Source organism: Vibrio sp. V01_P9A10T6, assembly GCF_963877065.1.
Lineage (GTDB): Bacteria > Pseudomonadota > Gammaproteobacteria > Enterobacterales > Vibrionaceae > Vibrio > Vibrio anguillarum.
In genome coordinates, this window is the sequence record NZ_CAWNTB010000187.1 from 1 (window position 1) to 17,755 (window position 17,755).

The 17,755-nt window shown below is 44.9% G+C and carries 17 protein-coding genes and 1 pseudogene; 13 read left to right on the forward strand and 5 right to left on the reverse strand.

From position 1 onward, the window contains the following. Positions 1 to 232: pseudogene (locus tag AACQ21_RS14150) on the reverse strand (peptidase M20); the annotation flags it as partial. 558 nt (positions 233 to 790) lie between these two features. Here AACQ21_RS14150 and hppD point away from each other — a divergent pair. The 4 genes from hppD to maiA are packed head-to-tail and all read left to right on the forward strand — an operon-like array spanning position 791 to position 4,671. Beyond that, a complete protein-coding gene (hppD, locus tag AACQ21_RS14155) occupies positions 791 to 1,864 on the forward strand; it encodes a 4-hydroxyphenylpyruvate dioxygenase (RefSeq protein ID WP_017042492.1) in 1,074 nt (357 codons plus the stop codon). Beyond that, on the forward strand, positions 1,857 to 2,987 hold the full coding sequence (locus AACQ21_RS14160) for a homogentisate 1,2-dioxygenase (protein ID WP_105976547.1): 1,131 nt from the start codon (positions 1,857 to 1,859) through the stop codon (positions 2,985 to 2,987). The genes hppD and AACQ21_RS14160 overlap by 8 nt, the downstream gene beginning before the upstream one ends. 23 nt (positions 2,988 to 3,010) lie before the next feature. Next, a complete protein-coding gene (locus AACQ21_RS14165) occupies positions 3,011 to 4,024 on the forward strand; it encodes a fumarylacetoacetate hydrolase family protein (RefSeq protein ID WP_105976548.1) in 1,014 nt (337 codons plus the stop codon). Beyond that, a complete protein-coding gene (maiA, locus tag AACQ21_RS14170; protein ID WP_105976549.1) occupies positions 4,021 to 4,671 on the forward strand; it encodes a maleylacetoacetate isomerase in 651 nt (216 codons plus the stop codon). Before AACQ21_RS14165 ends, maiA begins: the two co-directional genes overlap by 4 nt. Positions 4,672 to 4,711: 40 nt before the next feature. On the opposite strand, the gene AACQ21_RS14175 is transcribed toward maiA, so the two are convergent. From AACQ21_RS14175 to AACQ21_RS14185, 3 genes are all read right to left on the reverse strand, one after another. After that, positions 4,712 to 6,223 (reverse strand): M28 family metallopeptidase, encoded by a 1,512-nt coding sequence (locus AACQ21_RS14175; RefSeq protein ID WP_105976550.1) that lies wholly within the window; start codon positions 6,221 to 6,223, stop codon positions 4,712 to 4,714. Positions 6,224 to 6,412: 189 nt separating this feature from the next. Beyond that, positions 6,413 to 7,246 carry a CPBP family intramembrane glutamic endopeptidase gene (locus tag AACQ21_RS14180; protein ID WP_105976551.1) on the reverse strand — a complete coding sequence of 278 codons (834 nt, stop codon included), beginning with the start codon at positions 7,244 to 7,246 and terminating at the stop codon, positions 6,413 to 6,415. Between the two features lie 118 nt (positions 7,247 to 7,364). After that, positions 7,365 to 8,072 carry a glycerophosphoryl diester phosphodiesterase gene (locus tag AACQ21_RS14185; RefSeq protein WP_105976552.1) on the reverse strand — a complete coding sequence of 236 codons (708 nt, stop codon included), beginning with the start codon at positions 8,070 to 8,072 and terminating at the stop codon, positions 7,365 to 7,367. A 165-nt stretch (positions 8,073 to 8,237) separates the two neighbouring features. Between AACQ21_RS14185 and AACQ21_RS14190 the strand changes: the two genes are divergently transcribed. From AACQ21_RS14190 to AACQ21_RS14230, 9 genes are all read left to right on the forward strand, one after another. After that, the gene (locus AACQ21_RS14190; RefSeq protein WP_105976553.1) at positions 8,238 to 9,014 is read left to right on the forward strand and encodes an MBL fold metallo-hydrolase; all 777 of its coding nucleotides are present in this window, start codon (positions 8,238 to 8,240) and stop codon (positions 9,012 to 9,014) included. 155 nt (positions 9,015 to 9,169) lie between these two features. After that, complete coding sequence (locus tag AACQ21_RS14195; protein WP_105976554.1) at positions 9,170 to 9,943, forward strand: DUF3450 domain-containing protein; 774 nt, start codon at positions 9,170 to 9,172, stop codon at positions 9,941 to 9,943. After that, positions 9,940 to 11,280, forward strand: a complete 1,341-nt coding sequence (locus tag AACQ21_RS14200) for a MotA/TolQ/ExbB proton channel family protein (RefSeq protein ID WP_105976555.1) — start codon at positions 9,940 to 9,942, stop codon at positions 11,278 to 11,280. The genes AACQ21_RS14195 and AACQ21_RS14200 overlap by 4 nt, the downstream gene beginning before the upstream one ends. Beyond that, on the forward strand, positions 11,280 to 11,828 hold the full coding sequence (locus tag AACQ21_RS14205) for a MotA/TolQ/ExbB proton channel family protein (RefSeq protein WP_013856854.1): 549 nt from the start codon (positions 11,280 to 11,282) through the stop codon (positions 11,826 to 11,828). The genes AACQ21_RS14200 and AACQ21_RS14205 overlap by 1 nt, the downstream gene beginning before the upstream one ends. After that, positions 11,825 to 12,229, forward strand: coding sequence for an ExbD/TolR family protein (locus tag AACQ21_RS14210; protein WP_013856855.1), 405 nt, complete (start codon positions 11,825 to 11,827; stop codon positions 12,227 to 12,229). Before AACQ21_RS14205 ends, AACQ21_RS14210 begins: the two co-directional genes overlap by 4 nt. Continuing rightward, complete coding sequence (locus AACQ21_RS14215; protein WP_094147900.1) at positions 12,229 to 12,849, forward strand: energy transducer TonB; 621 nt, start codon at positions 12,229 to 12,231, stop codon at positions 12,847 to 12,849. Before AACQ21_RS14210 ends, AACQ21_RS14215 begins: the two co-directional genes overlap by 1 nt. Continuing rightward, entirely contained in the window at positions 12,846 to 14,030 is a 1,185-nt protein-coding gene (locus tag AACQ21_RS14220; protein ID WP_105976556.1) for a tetratricopeptide repeat protein, read from the forward strand. The genes AACQ21_RS14215 and AACQ21_RS14220 overlap by 4 nt, the downstream gene beginning before the upstream one ends. Positions 14,031 to 14,187: 157 nt before the next feature. Beyond that, positions 14,188 to 15,051 carry a patatin-like phospholipase family protein gene (locus AACQ21_RS14225; protein ID WP_017047626.1) on the forward strand — a complete coding sequence of 288 codons (864 nt, stop codon included), beginning with the start codon at positions 14,188 to 14,190 and terminating at the stop codon, positions 15,049 to 15,051. Positions 15,052 to 15,237: 186 nt separating this feature from the next. Further along, on the forward strand, positions 15,238 to 16,080 hold the full coding sequence (locus AACQ21_RS14230; protein ID WP_445285731.1) for a DNA ligase: 843 nt from the start codon (positions 15,238 to 15,240) through the stop codon (positions 16,078 to 16,080). 78 nt (positions 16,081 to 16,158) lie between these two features. Here the strand turns inward: AACQ21_RS14230 and AACQ21_RS14235 are convergent, their stop codons facing one another. Further along, complete coding sequence (locus AACQ21_RS14235; RefSeq protein ID WP_026027236.1) at positions 16,159 to 17,529, reverse strand: MATE family efflux transporter; 1,371 nt, start codon at positions 17,527 to 17,529, stop codon at positions 16,159 to 16,161. Positions 17,530 to 17,755: the final 226 nt, after the last annotated feature.

Genomic DNA, 17,755 nt, shown 5'->3' on the forward strand with positions numbered 1-17,755 from the left:
CCATGTGACAGCTCAGTACGACACTGTCATCGAGTTGTCCTGCTAGGCGAGCATAAAGGTTAAAGCCATTGGAAACATGTTCAGGTACGGGCAGTTTTTGGACTGAAAAACCAAGCTCACCCAATTGTTCAGACAGCGTTTCTGCAATCTGTTTTTCGTTACCCGATTCGCTGTCAATTTGAATTAGTTGTAGAAAGTGCTCAACCAAGCGCTGTTCATTTATCATGGTCATTTTGTTATCTCGTAGGAAACAGAAGCCATACCATATCGCGTGTGGATGACGCGATGTTCTGCGATAAATCAAAGAAGCACGACAAAACAACCGAATTTTTCGCTTACATATAGCCAATGACTATTGTTTTTAACTTAATGATTCACCTGTGTTGGGCTAATGTTTTGTCCGTGTAGCTCGGCATATAAAAATCATGTGCGCCTAACACCTCGTCGATTGTGTGTTTTTCGCCTGAGGCAGTGTCGGTTTTTAATAAATGTAGCTAAAATGTTACGCCGTGCTATTCGCTTTACTGAGCAACTGGTTATGATTGACTTGTGATTAACGTGGCCAATTAAGGAAAAGTGCTTAGTATTCAGTCAAATAAAAACAAATCATCTCTGTGAAATTCGCTAATTTACTATCCTACTGCTCATTAATAGATTTGTGTAACATTTTAATTACATTGACACTATTTGTTCTCCGCTAAACCGTTTTTCGTTATAGGGTTCATTTTTGCTGAAAATTACGCCATGTTCGCAATACTCAACACAAGCGTTAACAAAAAAGGAGCGCGAGATGACCTCAACATTTAACCCATTGGGAACAGACGGTTTTGAATTTGTGGAGTACACCGCGGCTGATCCCGCTGGAATCGCGCAGTTAAAAGAGCTGTTTACTTCTCTTGGCTTTGCTGAGATAGCCAAGCACCGCTCAAAAGAAGCGTGGTTATACCGTCAAGGGGATATAAATTTTATCGTTAACTCTCAACCCCACAGCCAAGCTGCAGCGTTTGCCAAAGTGCATGGACCTTCAGTGTGTGGGATGGCGTTTCGCGTTCATGATGCATCTGTCGCCATGCAGCATGTGCAGGCAAATGGCGGGCGAGAATACAAAACACAAATTGGCCCAATGGAACTGAGCATTCCCGCGATTTATGGAATTGGCGATAGCTTGCTCTATTTTGTCGACCGTTACGGTAGCCAGAGCATTTATGATGTGGATTTCAAGTTCTATGCCGATGCCAATCAACGAATGACTCACGCCAATGTTGGTCTGTTCGAAATTGACCACTTAACGCATAACGTCAAACAAGGCCACATGGACGTTTGGTCTGGCTTTTATGAGCGGATCGGTAACTTCCGTGAAATTCGCTATTTTGATATTGAAGGGAAGCTAACGGGGCTAGTTAGCCGTGCAATGACAGCCCCTTGCGGCAAAATTCGCATCCCAATCAATGAATCTTCTGACGATAAATCACAAATAGAAGAGTTTATTCGTGAATACAATGGTGAGGGGATCCAACACATCGCTTTATCCACTGATGATATCTACCAGACGGTACGTACTCTGCGCGAGCGAGGGATGGATTTCATGCCGACACCGGATACTTACTACGAAAAAGTCAGTGATCGAGTTGAAGGGCACCAAGAAGATGTTGATCAGTTAAAAGCGCTGCGGATCCTGATTGATGGTGCACCGATGAAAGATGGAATTTTGCTGCAAATATTTACTCAAACCGTCATTGGCCCAGTCTTTTTTGAGATCATTCAACGCAAAGGCAATGAAGGGTTCGGGGAAGGTAATTTCAAAGCGTTATTTGAGTCGATTGAAGAAGATCAAATTCGGCGAGGAGTACTCAGCGATGCATAAATGGATCACATTTCCTCATCGGGAAGGGGTATGTTCAAACCAAGCTCATGCCGACTTCCCGCAAGAGGCTATCTATGAAAGAGAAGCAGGGCGCAGTGGTTTTTTTGGCCCTGCGGCCCATTTCCATCACCAACATGCACCGACTGGGTGGAGTGAATGGCAAGGTGAGTTAAGGCCGAGAGCCTTTAATTTTAATTTGATCGAGCAAGCCAAGCAAAGTTCACCATGGAGCGTGCCGCATCTATTGCATAATGCACAATGTAAAGTCCGAGTATGGAAGCTGGCTCAAGCGATGGATCATTTAGTGCGTAACGCCGATGGTGATGAGTTACTTTTTATTCATCAAGGAAGCGCTGATTTTTATTGCGATTACGGACACTTGAGCGTTTCACAAGGGGATTATGTGTTGATCCCGCGCTCAACCAATTGGCGGCTGGAGCCAAGTGAGCCGATGTTCATTCTAATGATAGAGAATACGGATGCGGCGTATGCTTTGCCAGAAAAAGGGCTAGTAGGGAACCACGTCATATTCGATCCTGCGGTTTTGCAAGTCCCGTCGATTAATCCAGAGTTTAAAGCGCAGTATTCAGAAAAGACCACCCAAGTTCATTTAAAACGTCATGAGAAAATCAGCGTCATTACTTATCCATTTAACCCATTGGATGCAGTAGGTTGGCACGGTGATCTTTCTGTGGTGAAACTCAACTGGCGAGACATTCGGCCGTTGATGTCGCATCGCTATCATTTGCCGCCCTCCGCTCACACAACGTTTGTTGGCCAAGGTTTTGTGGTCTGCACCTTTGTGCCTCGGCCGATTGAGAGTGACCCCGGCGCTTTAAAGGTTCCGTTTTATCATAACAATGATGATTACGATGAAGTGCTCTTCTACCATGCGGGTGATTTCTTTAGCCGCGATAATATTGAAGCTGGCATGGTCACTTTTCATCCTGCCGGGTTTACCCATGGCCCACATCCGAAAGCGTTCCAAGCTGGGCAAGAGTATAAGAAAAAATTTACCGATGAAGTGGCTGTGATGATTGATACGCGGCATGCATTACACTTTAGTGAGGCGGCGCAGCAGGTTGAAAATCAACAGTACGTCTACAGTTGGAAGAGCGAATAAACGAATAAGAATAAGGAAGTGACATGAAGTTAGCTACGCTAAAAAACGGCACAAGAGATGGTTTATTGGTAGTGGTCAGCCATGACTTATCAAAATGCGTTGCTGTGCCTGAGATTGCCGAGCATTTACAGCAAGCCTTAGACCGTTGGCAGGAAACCGCACCGATGCTCAGCGAAATTTACACGGCGCTTAATGAAGGCGAATTGCTGCAAGAGATGCAGTTTGATCAAACCTTGTGTCATTCGCCGCTGCCTAGAGCGTATCAATGGGCCGACGGTTCTGCTTACGTCAACCATGTCGAGTTAGTACGAAAAGCACGAGGTGCGGAGATCCCTGAAAGCTTCTGGAGTGATCCGTTAATGTATCAAGGTGGTTCGGATGCTTTTCTTGGACCGCGTGATGATATTCAAATGCAAGATGAAGCATGGGGAATTGATTTTGAAGCCGAAGTGGCCGTGATCACCGATGATGTCAGAATGGGTGCAACCCCAAGTGAAGCGGCGCAAGCGATTCGATTGGTGATGTTGGTTAACGATGTGTCGCTGCGTGGTTTGATCCCTCAAGAGCTTGCTAAAGGATTTGGTTTTTTTCAATCAAAACCGTCTTCAGCATTCTCTCCTGTCGCTGTGACACCCGATGAACTAGGCTGCCATTGGGACGGCGGAAAACTCAACCTGCCATTGCTATCAACCTATAACAATAAACCATTTGGTTGCCCCAATGCTGGCGTGGACATGACGTTTGAATTCCCACAGTTAATTGCTCACGCAGCAAAAACGCGCCTCTTGTGCGCGGGCACTATTATTGGCTCTGGTACAGTTTCTAATAAACAGGGAACCGATTTTGGCAGTGCGATTGCTGAAGGGGGAGTCGGTTATTCATGCATTGCAGAAGTGCGAATGATTGAAACCATTCGGGACGGTAAACCAAGCACCGAATTTATGAAATTTGGTGACAGGATAACGTTAGAAATGCGTGATGATAAAGGGAACAGCCTGTTTGGTTTAATCGATCAACGCGTGGTGAAAGGGTCATGAGTAGCCTCAAGTTATATGGGTATTGGCGCTCTTCAGCCGCTTACCGAGTACGAATCGCACTTCACCTCAAGGCGCTCGATTACCAGTCGATTGCTATCCATTTAGTTAAGGAGGGCGGAGTTCAACATTCAGAAGAGTTTCGCGCTCTCAACCCGAGTGAGTTAATTCCGGTACTGGAAGATAACGGGCATTGCATTACTCAGTCGTTAACCATCATCGAATATTTGGATGACCAGTATCCCCAAGTCCGTCTGGTTCCGTTATCAGGTAAAGAGAAATATCAGGTTAAAGCACTGGCGCAAGATATTGCTATTGATATTCATCCACTGAACAATCTACGAGTTTTACAATATTTAACGCGCGAACTGGACGTGGATGAAAGTCAAAAAGGAGACTGGTATCGGCATTGGATAGCCACGGGGTTTCATGCCTTGGAAAAGAAATTGGCGACAGTATCAGGGGAGTACTGTGTTGGTGATCAACTGAGCTTAGTGGATGTTTGTTTAGTACCACAAGTGTATAACGCGGAGCGCTTTAATCTTGATATGGCGCAGTTTCCGATCATCAAACGAATCACTGCTGAGCTTCGTGCTCATCCGGCGTTTATTGCCGCCGCACCAGAAAACCAGCCCGATGCTGAGAGTTAATCGAAAAGCCAGCCTTGCGGCTGGCTTTTCTTTGCGCTGTTTATTGAGCATTCGCCACTAAACTTGCATTGCTGTAATTGTTGTATCCATGCAGCAAAATAGAATAGCGGCCCGGTTGAGCATTGGAGAACTGACACGTTTCATTATTGCCACTGCGATAAGGACGGCAGTCGTATTGCTGTAGATCGGCATCAGTTTGATACTTAACGTATAAATCGGCATCGCCGCTTCCCCCTGACAATACAATACTCAAGTTGCCCGCTTCCTGCAGTTCGAATTGATACCAGGTTTTGCTATTTCTGCTGGCCGATAAACCGTTCACAGGTACGCCATTTTTCAGTTGATTGCTCGGTGTAGGCGGTGTTGAGGCGTTACCCATTTCAACCACATAAGCCAATCCAAGTTTAGTAAATTTCACCGCATGAAATCCTGTTGGGTCGGAATTTTGCAGAGTGTCTTGCGGGCTATGAATATTAGGGTTGTAATCATTAAATTTGGATTCAAAAGGCATCGCAGCTGGGTAACCAACCGCATGCCAAGAGGCATGATCAGAACAGGCATAGCCACAGGTATCAAATCCATAGGTTAATGACGGTAAATATTCATCCAATAGTTGTGTCAAATACTGGGTAAAATTACTGTCGGTGTAATCGCTCATAAACACAATATCTTCGCGTGAACCTTGGTAGTTAGTCATGTCTAACTGCATCACAGACATTACTTTTTTATCTTCGGCTTTAAAACGATTGGCTAAGTCTTGTGAACCTCGAAGGCCCACTTCTTCGGCGGCGTAAGCCATAAAAGCGATGCTGCGTTTAGGACGAAAATTTTGCTCAGACAACAAACGAATGATTTCTGTCACGCCCGCGATGCCTGATGCATCGTCATCCGCACCCGGCGCAATACTGCTTTCGTTGGTTCGAGAGCCAAGTGTCGAGTCTAAATGCCCGCCAATCACCACCCATTCGTCAGGTTTTTCAGAGCCCGTGATTGTAAGCATCACCGATTTCTGGTTGTAGCCTGAATGTGTGATTTGTTCTACTTTGCTTGCGGGCAGTGACGCAGAGAGTGAGCGCCAATGATCTGCAATCCAATTCGATGCTTGAGCACCAGTCGAGGTGGTATAAAAGCGATTTTTAAACTGGGTTAAGGTGGTGATGGTACTGGTGATTTGTTGCGCTGATACTGATGGCAACCAAGCATTAACGGTGGTTTGCTGAGTTATTTCTGGTGCACTGAAAGTGTTTAGATTCAGCGGCATTGCGCTGACACTCATCGCACTTTGTGCAGAAGGATGCACCATATAACCACCACATCGCTGATGATTTTCGTGCATTTCATGTGAAAGCGTCGCTAACTCGCTTACTGGTACTTGCCCAACCCATACTGATGTTTGATTGATAAGATTTTCAGGTAATAGGCTTTGGGCTCCAGAGCGAAGCGCCGTTTGCGTCGCGTCACCACCAATGGAAATCCACACCTTTTCTTCTGCATAAGCGGTACTGAAACAGCCTGCTAGCGCAATCGCCAATAACGTTTGTTTCTGGTTCATTCTCTCCTCCCTGGAGTATTATTATCAACATGACGTTGACCATAAACCCTAGGCCAAAAATAGGAATAATGAGAACAATTCGTTTTATACTCAGTTGTTCATAACGGTTGTCACTAAACTATCAATAAGGTATTTCATCGACTGAAAAAAAGAAAAAAGCCAGCGAAAACTTCAGCTGGCTTAGAGGTTTTAACGCTGTACCCATACTGGATAAGTGAAGAAAATAAGGTGGGAAAAATTAAAGAGAAAGTGGAAGAGTACAGCTGTCCATAAACGCCCGCTTAGATGATAGATCGCGCCGTAGCCAATACCAGCTAATGTGGCAAATAGCGCCAAAGTCACGCCGCCAGAAAAATGCGCAAGACCAAATAGGGTACTAGCGAGCGCAATACCGAGCCATAGACCGAATTTTTCACTAACGGCTTTTTGTAAATAGCCCCGAAAAAATGCTTCTTCCACCACACAGGTTAACAGTAAATTATTGAGAGCAAAGAGCCACCACCAAGTCGGTAAAGATAACTCGGGCTTAATCGCGCCAAGCGCCCATGCGACAAAAAGCAAAGCAAAAAGAGGAATCGACACTTTACCGATCGCGGCCCAACGAATGGTTTGATGGTTGCCAAGGAGTGGCGGCCAAGCGAGTAGCAAAGCAAAAAATACCATAGGTTTATCTAGGTTTAAGTAGAGACGAAAGGGGGCACTATTTGCACCAGCAACCACATTATCTAGCACTTTAGGATTATTAAAACCAGGAATAGCATGCAGCAGCAGTGCAATTGCCCATAATAGCAACGCACCATGAGCAAACCATTTCCAGCGGCCTTTCAGTTGTGGAATGTAATAAGCACCACATAATCCAATGGTGACATACAGCAGGGCCATTAACGATAATCGGTCTGTGAACCATCCGCCCACTAACGACAGTGCTAGCAAGGTGAATGCTGGACGTAACTGCTTTTGAAAACTGAAGATAACGGCAAAAAGCAGTGGGATCCAAATCCATAACGATGAGTCAAGTATCATAGAGAGTACCTTAGGAAATCATCCATATTATTGAGTGATGACAGAGTGGAAGAGTGGCGCATTATGAAGAATCATTCTCAATAAAGAGATTCTACCAGTCAGCTAAACGCTTGCAGGCTTACAAAAAGCACTGTGGATCGTCACTAAAAATGGCGTCAACCGAGTTGAGATGTTTGAACTTTTTCGGATTATTCACCGTGTAGCACCAAATTTGGTAACCCGCTTGATGTAACTCGGCAATGTGTTTTGCACTGATCCATTGATAGTTAAGGTTACAGCCAAAGGCGTCAATTTCGGCTAACAATTGCTTATCTTTACGCGTTAATCGCTCGCTCAACACCGCCAATTTATAACCCGGACAATGCTGATAAAGCTCGCGCATGATAGCGTGGCTAAAACTGGAGAGAACAATCTGTTCATTCGGTAATCCACATTGATCCAGTTGCGCTTTAAGCTGAGCAGCGACTTGAGCAACATCGTGTTTATCCACTTTTACTTCAATGTTTAAACCAAGGCTGTGCTGCTTTGCGAGTGTCAGCAACGTCTCTAATGTCATGATGGGTTCGCCTGCAAATTGAGGATCAAACCAACCGCCAAAATCGAACTGTTGTAATTGCTCAAGCGTGTAAGAATCAATGCGTCCTTTACCATTACTGCAACGATCAATGGTGTGATCGTGGCAAACAACCAATATATGATCTTGAGTCGGTTGCACATCCACTTCAACCCACTTTAGGCCTAAATCAATAGCGGCTTGCACACTCACTTGCGTATTTTCAGGGTAATGGCCGGCCACTCCGCGGTGGCCAATAATCATAGGCTTCATAGCGTTATCTCTACACAATTAAAACCGGCTCAGCATAGCGCGCGCCTTCTATTTTGTCTTCAAATTGATGGAAATGAGAGACGACGCGCTTTGGACATCACTTTCGCTAATGCTATGCTTATCCAACATCAGGCAGGAGGTCTGATCTGTCAAGTAGGGATAACGGTGAAGCTACATACGATCAAAGGCTATATTCAGAATATGTATCTGGCTGAATATCCAGAACGATTATTACTGCTAGACGGTGCAAGTCGAGCAGACATACCTACGTTGCAGCACTTCATTGAGAATGAACTGAACCGTCCTTTTTCACATCTGCATACCGTTGTGGTAACTCACATGCATCCAGATCACGCTGGGGCGGCTCATCAATTGCGTGCATTAACGGGTTGTAAAATCATCTCTGCCAATAAAGATCATGATTGGTATCGTGGTTTGGACGGATTTTGTATGCATCTAGCCGATCTTGCGCTTGCGCGTTGGATGGCGAATCGCCTAGGCCGCCCGCGGCAGAATTTATGGTATCCACGTGTCTTAAAGCCTGACATTAAGCTCAACGATGGCGAGACTATTCCTCATTTTAACGAATGGCAAATCTTAGAAACTCCAGGGCATACCGACCGAGATTTGTCTGTCTACCATGCACAGCAAGGCATTGTGTATGTTGCCGATTTAATGGTTGAAGTGAAAAAGCAGTTGATTGCCCCTTTTCCTATTTTCCATCCCAATCAATATCGCCAGTCACTTGAACGGATCTTCAAGCTCAACCCAGAAACACTGCTTCTTGCACACGGCAAAGAGGGGCGTTTGAGCGAAAAAACCTACCAACACCTGCTAAATACCGCACCTATACGGCCCATCACACATTGGCGAGTGGTCAAAATAAAAGTCAAAAGTTTAATGAAGTCTGTTTGGCAATTTGGGGTCAGTAAAGGTAAATAAAGGGTAGGTGGCTTTAAAACTCATCAACAAAGAGTGTTCGCCGCATACTGTGGTTGTTTGCACCGAAAAAAATCGTTAGAATGCGATCCTTGATGATAATGAGAGCTTTTATCAACAAGGTGATAACACTTCGTTGAAGGTAATGAATAACGTCTATGAATCTTTTAAAAATCAGCTTGTCCTTGGTGGCGACTACCAGTTTGTTCGCAGTAAATGCTTCTACACTCAGTGACGCGAATGCCATCCAAAATAAAACCAATTCGGCTTCAGTCGCCAGCCAACAGAACATCAATCACAGTTCTCAATCAGCGTTGCTGATGCAAGCTGATATCGATCAGTTAAAAGAAGAAGTGAAAAATCTCACTATTTATCGTAATCACTTGGCATCGCTGGTGGAAAACCAGAATCAGGAAGCGCAAAGTCTATCGTCACAAATTGATGAGATAAAACTGACTCGCCAAGGCATTGTTCCTTTGATGTATCAGATGATCGACGGGCTACGTACCCTAATCGAAAACGACAAACCATTAAAGCGCGAAACGCGTTTAGAGCGTTTAGAAAAGCTGGAATCGATGATGGTGCGATCGGATGTCAGCGATGCTGAAAAATACCGCCGTATTCTTGAAGCGTACCAAATCGAAATTGATTACGGCATTAAACTGGGTGTTTATCAAGGCGCAGTGGTGTTCAATGAAAACAAAACCATTGAAGCTGACATTTTGTACGTTGGCCGTTTATCGCTGGTGGCTCGTAGCTTAAATGGCAAACAGTATTGGAGCTGGAGCCAAAACTCGCACCAATGGACCAATGTCGATAGTGGGCTATATGCCGATTTAGATACCGCTTTCAAAATGGCCAACAATTTAATCACACCGAACTTAATGACGGTTCCTGTTTCACTTGAGTTAGTAGAGGAGCAAAGCAAATGAAGATAGTTTTCTCTCTCTCATCACTCTGTTTAACACTATTGGCTTTCAACAGCTTTGCTTCTACGGAATTAGTCAGCAGCGCTAAAGTGGAAAACAAACAGCAGCAGCAGCACAATATCGAACGCGAAGCGGGTTTTAAACAAACCGAACAGCAGCTACGCCGCGCCAAAGCAGAGCTAGAAGCTCAGCGCCAAGATTTACAAGCGCAAGCGGATAAGCTAAGCACGCAATTCAGTAATAATGAAAACCGACTAGCACGTTTAGAAGAGCAGCTTCGCTTAGAAACAGGAAGCCTTGGAGAGCTGTTTGGTGTGGTACGCCAAAATGCCAAAGCATTAAGCAGTGAATTGGAATCTTCCATCACTGCGGTTGATCGCCATCAGTATACATCGCGGGTACAAGAAATTGTCGCCGCAAAATCTTTACCCTCGATGCCGCAGCTGACGGGGTTATGGCACAGCTATGTTGAACAGATCATCGCCAGTGGTGAGCTAAGCCGCGTTCAGATCGCATTTATCAATGGTGACGGTGTCACGAAAAATGTGGCCGCTTATCGTATTGGAACCTTTGGTTTGGTGACAGAGCAAGGTTATGTCAAATGGAACGGGGATAAACAAGCCGCCACCGCTTATTTGAAACAACCGGACAATGGGCCTATTTTCTCTGGCCTAAATACGGGAGAAATCGAAAGCTTAGTGGTCGATCCTTCGCGTGGCATCATGCTTGAACAGCTAGCCCTTACGCCAACGTTAGCCGAACGGCTACAAATGGGTGGTGCGGTCGGTAACATCATTTTGGTACTGCTTGGTATTGGTTTAATCATTGCTTTCTATCGCGGCTTCGCATTGGTGATGACTCACCACAAGATCAAAGCGCAGCTTAAAGATGTACAGAAAATTGGTAATAACCCATTGGGGCGTGTACTCAGCGTCTATAACAAAGAGCAAAATCGCAGCGTAGAAGCGTTGGAGCTGCGCTTGCTGGAAGCGGTGGTCGATGAACAAGCGCATTTGGAAAAAGGCTTATCGATGCTGAAGTTATTAGCTGCGATTGCGCCGATGCTTGGGCTATTGGGTACGGTGACCGGCATGATTGAAACCTTCCAAGTGATCACACAATTTGGTAACGGTGATCCAAAAGTAATGGCGGGCGGCATTTCAATGGCCTTGGTGACTACCGTTCTGGGTTTAGTCTCTGCGATTCCACTATTATTAGCTCATAATATCTTAAGCTCTCAAGCCGAAAATATTCGCTCTATTTTAGAAAAACAGGGGATTGGCCTCGTTGCTGCGCAAGCAGAGCAAGAATGCCAAGCTTCAATGAGGAATGCGGCGTAATGAACAGCGTATTGCCAAGCGCACTGCTCAGCAATGACTGGCTAACAACCTTGCAGCAGTTTATGCAGCAAGGGGGTATCGTCTTATGGTGGCTAGCTGGGGTGGTGGCGCTTTATTGGTTGTTGATCATCGAACGCGTACTGTTTGTGGTATTGAGCTTTCCTAAATATCGAAAAGGGTGGTTAGAGCAATGGCATCAACGCGCGGAACACCATTCATGGTATGCCCATGCCATTCGCGAGGGTTGGCTTGGTGAAGCACAGCAGATGCTGCGCCACAACCTTAACATGATAAAACTGCTCGTCACACTTTGCCCAATGTTAGGGCTGCTCGGCACAGTCACCGGAATGATCTCTGTGTTTGATGTGATGGCAAATCAAGGTAGTAGCGATCCTAAATTGATGGCATCTGGCATTTCATTGGCCACATTACCGACAATGGCCGGAATGGTCGCGGCCCTTGCGGGCATGTTTGTGCATGCTCGTCTTGCAAAAAAGTGTCATCTACTTGAATTAAAATTAGAAAAATCGTTAAGGAGTTTGCGATGAGATTAGGCAGACGCCAGCCAAGAAATGATGAGGCGCAGATAGACTTAACATCGATGCTCGACATTGTCTTTATCATGCTGATTTTTTTCATTGTCACCAGCTCATTTGTTCGTGAATCAGGTGTTGAGGTTAACCGTCCTCAAGCTTCTCACGCGGTGAGTCAGAAAGATGCGGGTATTTTTGTCGCTATCAATGCATCCAATGATATTTACATCGACAAACGCTTGATTGATGTTGAACGTGTAGAGGCCACCCTAGAACATCTGCTACTCGAACAACCAGATGCGGCGTTAGTGATTCAAGCGGATGAACATGCTTATAACGGTACGGTTGTTAAAGTGATGGATGCGGCCAAAGGGGCCGGAGTGAAAAATATCGCATTGGCGGCGGAGAAGCGTTAATGGGACGTTTACTGCTTGCTTTGCCAATTGCAGGAGCGATTTCGCTGGCGTTGTTCAGTTTTATGGCGTGGATGGTGGATAACGGTAACCAACGCGCTGTAAAACCAACTCAAGCACTGCGATTTAACATGGTGATGATGGAACAAGAACACGATTTACAGCGTCGCCAACGTAGCGTTCCGGAACCTTTAAAGTTGCCTGAGCCGCCACCGCAAGCACAAGTGACAGAGTCACAAACTACTGCTACGGCCGCTACATCACTCACTAGTTTACCAGCTTTGGGTTTGGATACCGCGCTTAATGGGGTGGCGATTAGCGCACCAACCTTTGGTGATTTTGGCTCAAACCAGCAAGCAATGCCGTTATATCGTGTCGAGCCTGTTTATCCAAGCCGAGCCCTAAAGCGAGGTGTAGAAGGTTTCGTTACATTAAGCTTTACCATTGATACAACAGGAAAAGCCGTCGACATCAATGTCGTCGATGCCAATCCTAAACGTATGTTTGAGCGTGAAGCGATGCAAGCGCTGAAAAAATGGAAGTATCAACCTCAGATTGTTGACGGCAAAGCCATTGAGCAGCCGGGACAAACCGTGACTGTGGAGTTTAAAATTGCCAAATGATGAAACGTATATTGATTGGCTTATCACTTGTTATCGGCTCGCTCTCTTTAAATGCGAGCGAATTAAGCACGACAACAGTCCTGAAAGTGCAAAAAGCACAACAATTTGCATTAGAAGAGAACCTCACTCAAGCCATTGAGGTACTGAGCAGTGTTGAAACGTCACGTCTTTACGATAAAGCATTTGTTGCCCGGATGCTTGGTGTGTTTTATTGGCAAAGTGGTCAGCCCAAAGCGGCTATCAAACAGATCAGGTACGCTGTAGAGAGTGGAGAGCTGCAAGATGAGCAGGCATGGACCACCGAACGTATGTTGGCTGATCTGTATGTCAATGAACAACAATTTGAAAAGGCGTTACCGCACTACTACCAATTATTGAAATCCGTTCCGCCTTCACAGAAAGTAGACGATCTGTGGTTGCGTATCGCACAGACCCAATACCAAATTGCACAATGGAAAAAAGTGCTGCATGCGTTGGATAAATACCAAACCGTGACACCACTCAATACTAAAAACCCACTGTCACTTAAATTAGGTGCGCAGCTTCAGCTAGAACAATGGAAAGCGGCCATTCCAACCTTAGAAAAACTGATCATGCTGGAGCCTGACCAAGCCAGTTGGTGGCGACAGTTAGTCGGTTTACATCTGCGTTTAGATCAGCGTCGTCAAGCATTAAACAGTTTAGCGTTAGCCAAATTACAAGGTGTGGAATTAACCGATAAGGATAAACACTTGCTCGCGCAGTTGTATGCGCAAAACGGCATTCCAGAACGTGCGGCGCAAGTTCTGCAAACATTATCTGATGCTGATCAAGACTTAACTTTACTGAAAGAGCAAGCCACTTACTGGCAGCAAGCCAAAGAATGGCAATCAGCGATCAGAACATGGACAAAAGCAGCTGAACAGGATGAGCAATATTATTGGCAAGTGGCGCTACTGCATAACCAGCAAGGGCAATTTAAAGAAGCGTTACAGGCGCTGGATAAAGTCACCACGCGCGAGAAAAAAGCCGATGTCGCGTTAGCGCGAGTTCATGCGCTGTACAAACTCAATCAACTCGATAATGCTCTATACCAAGCCAAGCAAGCTGAAAACCTAAACCCATCAAGCCATGCCAAAGGATGGATCAAATTCCTTTCTCGTTTACAAAAAGTTCAGCAAGCGCAAACGGCTAATATCTGATCATAGCGCCTCATCTGCCCGATGATGAGGCGTCTGACCTTTTACGATTTTTGAATCGTCATTATCAAGACTGACATTGGTTCGGTTTTGCCTATCTTAGTGATAAAGAGAACCTATTATTGTCTTTCTGATTTTTTCCGTACCATAACGTTTAACGATGAAGTACAGAGAGAGAATCATGATGAAAGCGTTAGTGGTTGAAGGTGGTGCGATGCGCGGCATTTTTGCCAGTGGAGTCTTGGATAGTTTTTTACAACATCAGCATAACCCATTTGATTTTGTATTAGGTGTTTCAGCTGGAGCTTCAAACTTAATCGGCTACCTTGCGAAGCAACCGAGACGCAGTTATCACGTTGTAACTCAGCTTGCCACCGACCGTCTTTTTTTTAACCCAATTCGCTTTATTAAGGGGGGAAATCTCGTCGATGTGCGTTGGCTAATCGATGAGTCCAACCGACGTTATCCGATTGATGAAGACAAACTGTTTAACTCAGTCCCTTTCTTTGCCGTTGCAACCAATATCGAAACGGGTAAAGCCGATTATTATCGAGTGACTCAAGAAAACTTGAGCACGGCCATTGAGGCTACATCCGCGCTACCGATAGTTTATAAGCACACGCCTTGTTTCCATGGTGGTTGCTACACTGATGGAGGTGTTGCTGACTCGATCCCTGTTAAAGAAGCGTATCGCCGTGGAGCACGAGATATTACGGTTGTTTTATCACATCCACTTAGCTATATCATGTCGCCCCCTAAAAGTAAGTGGATGATGAAAAAACTCTTTTCACGCCATCCAAATATGGCTAAATCAATGCTATTTCGTGCGAAACATTACAACCAATCACTTGAATTTATTCGCAATCCACCTTCTGATGCCATCATTCGAGTAATCGCGCCACCTGAAGGGTTTCCCGTTAAGAGACTGACGATGAAGTTACCGTTGCTCAACATAGGCTATGACATGGGCTTAAAAGCAGGGCAAAATCATTTGGAGTGGCTTGAATACACACGTGCAGCCTAAAAACGCTTAGGTTTAAAAGGCTGATAAAACACTATCTACATGTCGTAACTGTCTATGTAATAAGCTGTTTTTTAGAGATGATTGAGTATGAATTTCATCGCAATTTATCTTGTTTATGGTTTTCATATGAGTGGCACGTGCTAAGTATGTACCACATTTTGATTGATCGAGCCTGATGGCATGCAACTGAAACTATCGCTACTCTCCATCGCTTTATTGAACACAATTCCTGTCACTGCAACGGAAAACTTTCAGATGTTTATTCCGGTCACAGCAGCCAATAGTTACCAACATGGCATTGATGTTGCTGAGTACTGGAAAAGTGAAAAACTGGATGGAATTCGCGCCATCTGGAATGGACAATATCTTCATACGCGTAATGGTAATAAGATCAATGCGCCTGCTTGGTTTACTGCACCATTACCTAATAAGGCATTAGAAGGAGAGCTCTGGGCTGGACGAGGTCAGTTTCATCACGTTCAACAAACGGTATTGGATACCATACCAACCGATGAAGCGTGGCAAAGCATCCGCTTTATGCTGTTTGATATGCCCGAAGCGATCGGTGACTACCAAAAGCGATACCGCAATCTCATCAACTTATCCTCACTCATGAATGCTTCGCACATTACCTATATTGAACATTCACCAATTCATTCAGAAGAAGAGTTGCTTGGATATTTAGACAACGTAAGTGATGGACAAGGTGAAGGGGTGATGCTGCGAAAAATCAATGCTCATTATCAAGCAGGCCGCAGCAACGATTTACTTAAGCTTAAAAAACACCAAGATGCTGAGGCCACTGTCATTGGTTATAAACTGGGTTCAGGCAAGTACCAAGGTATGATGGGATCAGTGCTAGTGCGCTTAGAAAACGGTGTTGAGTTCTATATCGGCAGCGGTTTTTCTGATGAGATCAGAAATAATCCGCCAAAGATCGGATCCATTATTACTTTTCGTTTTAATGATCTCACTGCAGAAGGAAAACCAAGATTTGCACGTTTTATGAGAGAAAGGCCAGCAATATAAATAAGGCTAGACAATGTCTGACCTTATTATTTCATCGCAACGCCTTTTCGCCACGTTGAAATTCAGAGAATCAAGCTGTTATTTCGATGCAAAATCGAGTTGCACGCTATCGGCTTGTTGATGCATCCAGTGTAAGCGGATACCCAGCATTAAAGCAGCAGAAGATAAGCCAACGATAAATCCTATCCAGAACCCACTGGCACCCATAGGTTCGACAATGAAATCTGTCATTGCTAATACATAGCCGGTTGGCAAGCCAATCATCCAATAAGCGATAAAGGTACGATTAAAAATAGCCGTCATGTCTTTATAACCACGTAGCGCTCCTGCTGCAACGACTTGAATCGCATCCATACATTGATAAATAGCCGCAAAAATAAGCAACTGCATCGCCATGGCTACAACGGCTTGGTTTTCCGTATAAAGCAAAGCCACATATTCACGAAATAGAACCGTTAACGTCGCCGTGATAATTGCAGTAGATAAACCGACTAACAAGCCAACCTGCGAAGCGATGGTTGCCCCTTCAATATTTTTCTCGCCCAGCTTATGGCCAACACGGATGCTCACTGCCGCGCCGATACTCATCGGTAACATAAAAATTAATGATGAGAAATTCAAAGCGACTTGGTGAGCCGCCACCACCAATGAACCGAGTGGAGCGACCAACAATGCGACCACAGCAAATAGAGTAACTTCAAAAAATATCGCTGCCGCCACAGGAAAACCAAGCTTGAATAAGCGAATTTGCGCTTTCAATTGTGGTTTATGGAATTCACCAAAGATATTAATGTGCGCCATGCGTTTAGAAGTGACGACATAAAACAGCAGCATAAAAAACATCAACCAATAGACAATTGCCGTCGCCACACCACAACCTACACCGCCTAGCTCTGGTGCGCCAAATTTTCCGTATACGAAAATCCAGTTAAGTGGAATGTTAACTAATAAGCCCGCAAAACCAATCACCATGGCGGGTTTCGTCAGTGAGATACCATCCGTGAAACTGCGCAATGCTTGAAATAGTAAATAAGAAGGTACGGCAAACATCACGGCGTACATGTACCCGTTAGTTTTTTCAGCCATCAACGGCTCAATATCCATCCACCCCAAAATCCATTGAGTTTGAAAAAGAACACCAATAATGGGGATAGAGACAAACAACGCTAGCGCTGCGCCTTGCTGTATTTCAAAAGGAATTTTCTTTTGCCGACCTGATCCGTTGAGTTGCGCTACCACAGGAACCAACGCCATTAACAACCCAACACCAAACAGAATCGAAGGTAGCCAAATACTTGCCGCGATCGATACCGCAGCCATATCAATCGCACTCACACCACCTGCCATGACGGTATCTACAAAGCCCATTCCAGTTTGAGCAATAGAGGCAATCAACACAGGTGTTGCCAATTTGATTAAATTTGAAGCTTCTTGTTTATAACGATGCACAAATATCTCCAGAGGAAGGACAAGCAAAAATCGCGACCAATAATCAACTTATCGCGTAGGCATGGATGATAAAGAAATGTCACACTAAGCTCCATGAAAAACTGATGAAATTACCTAATGTTTATTGGGAAGGTTGTAGTGGTCAACTAAAATTGGCCACGGTTTTAGAGTTTTCCCAATATAATCGTTCTGATTCATTGGGAGTTAGACCACCGTTATACTGATG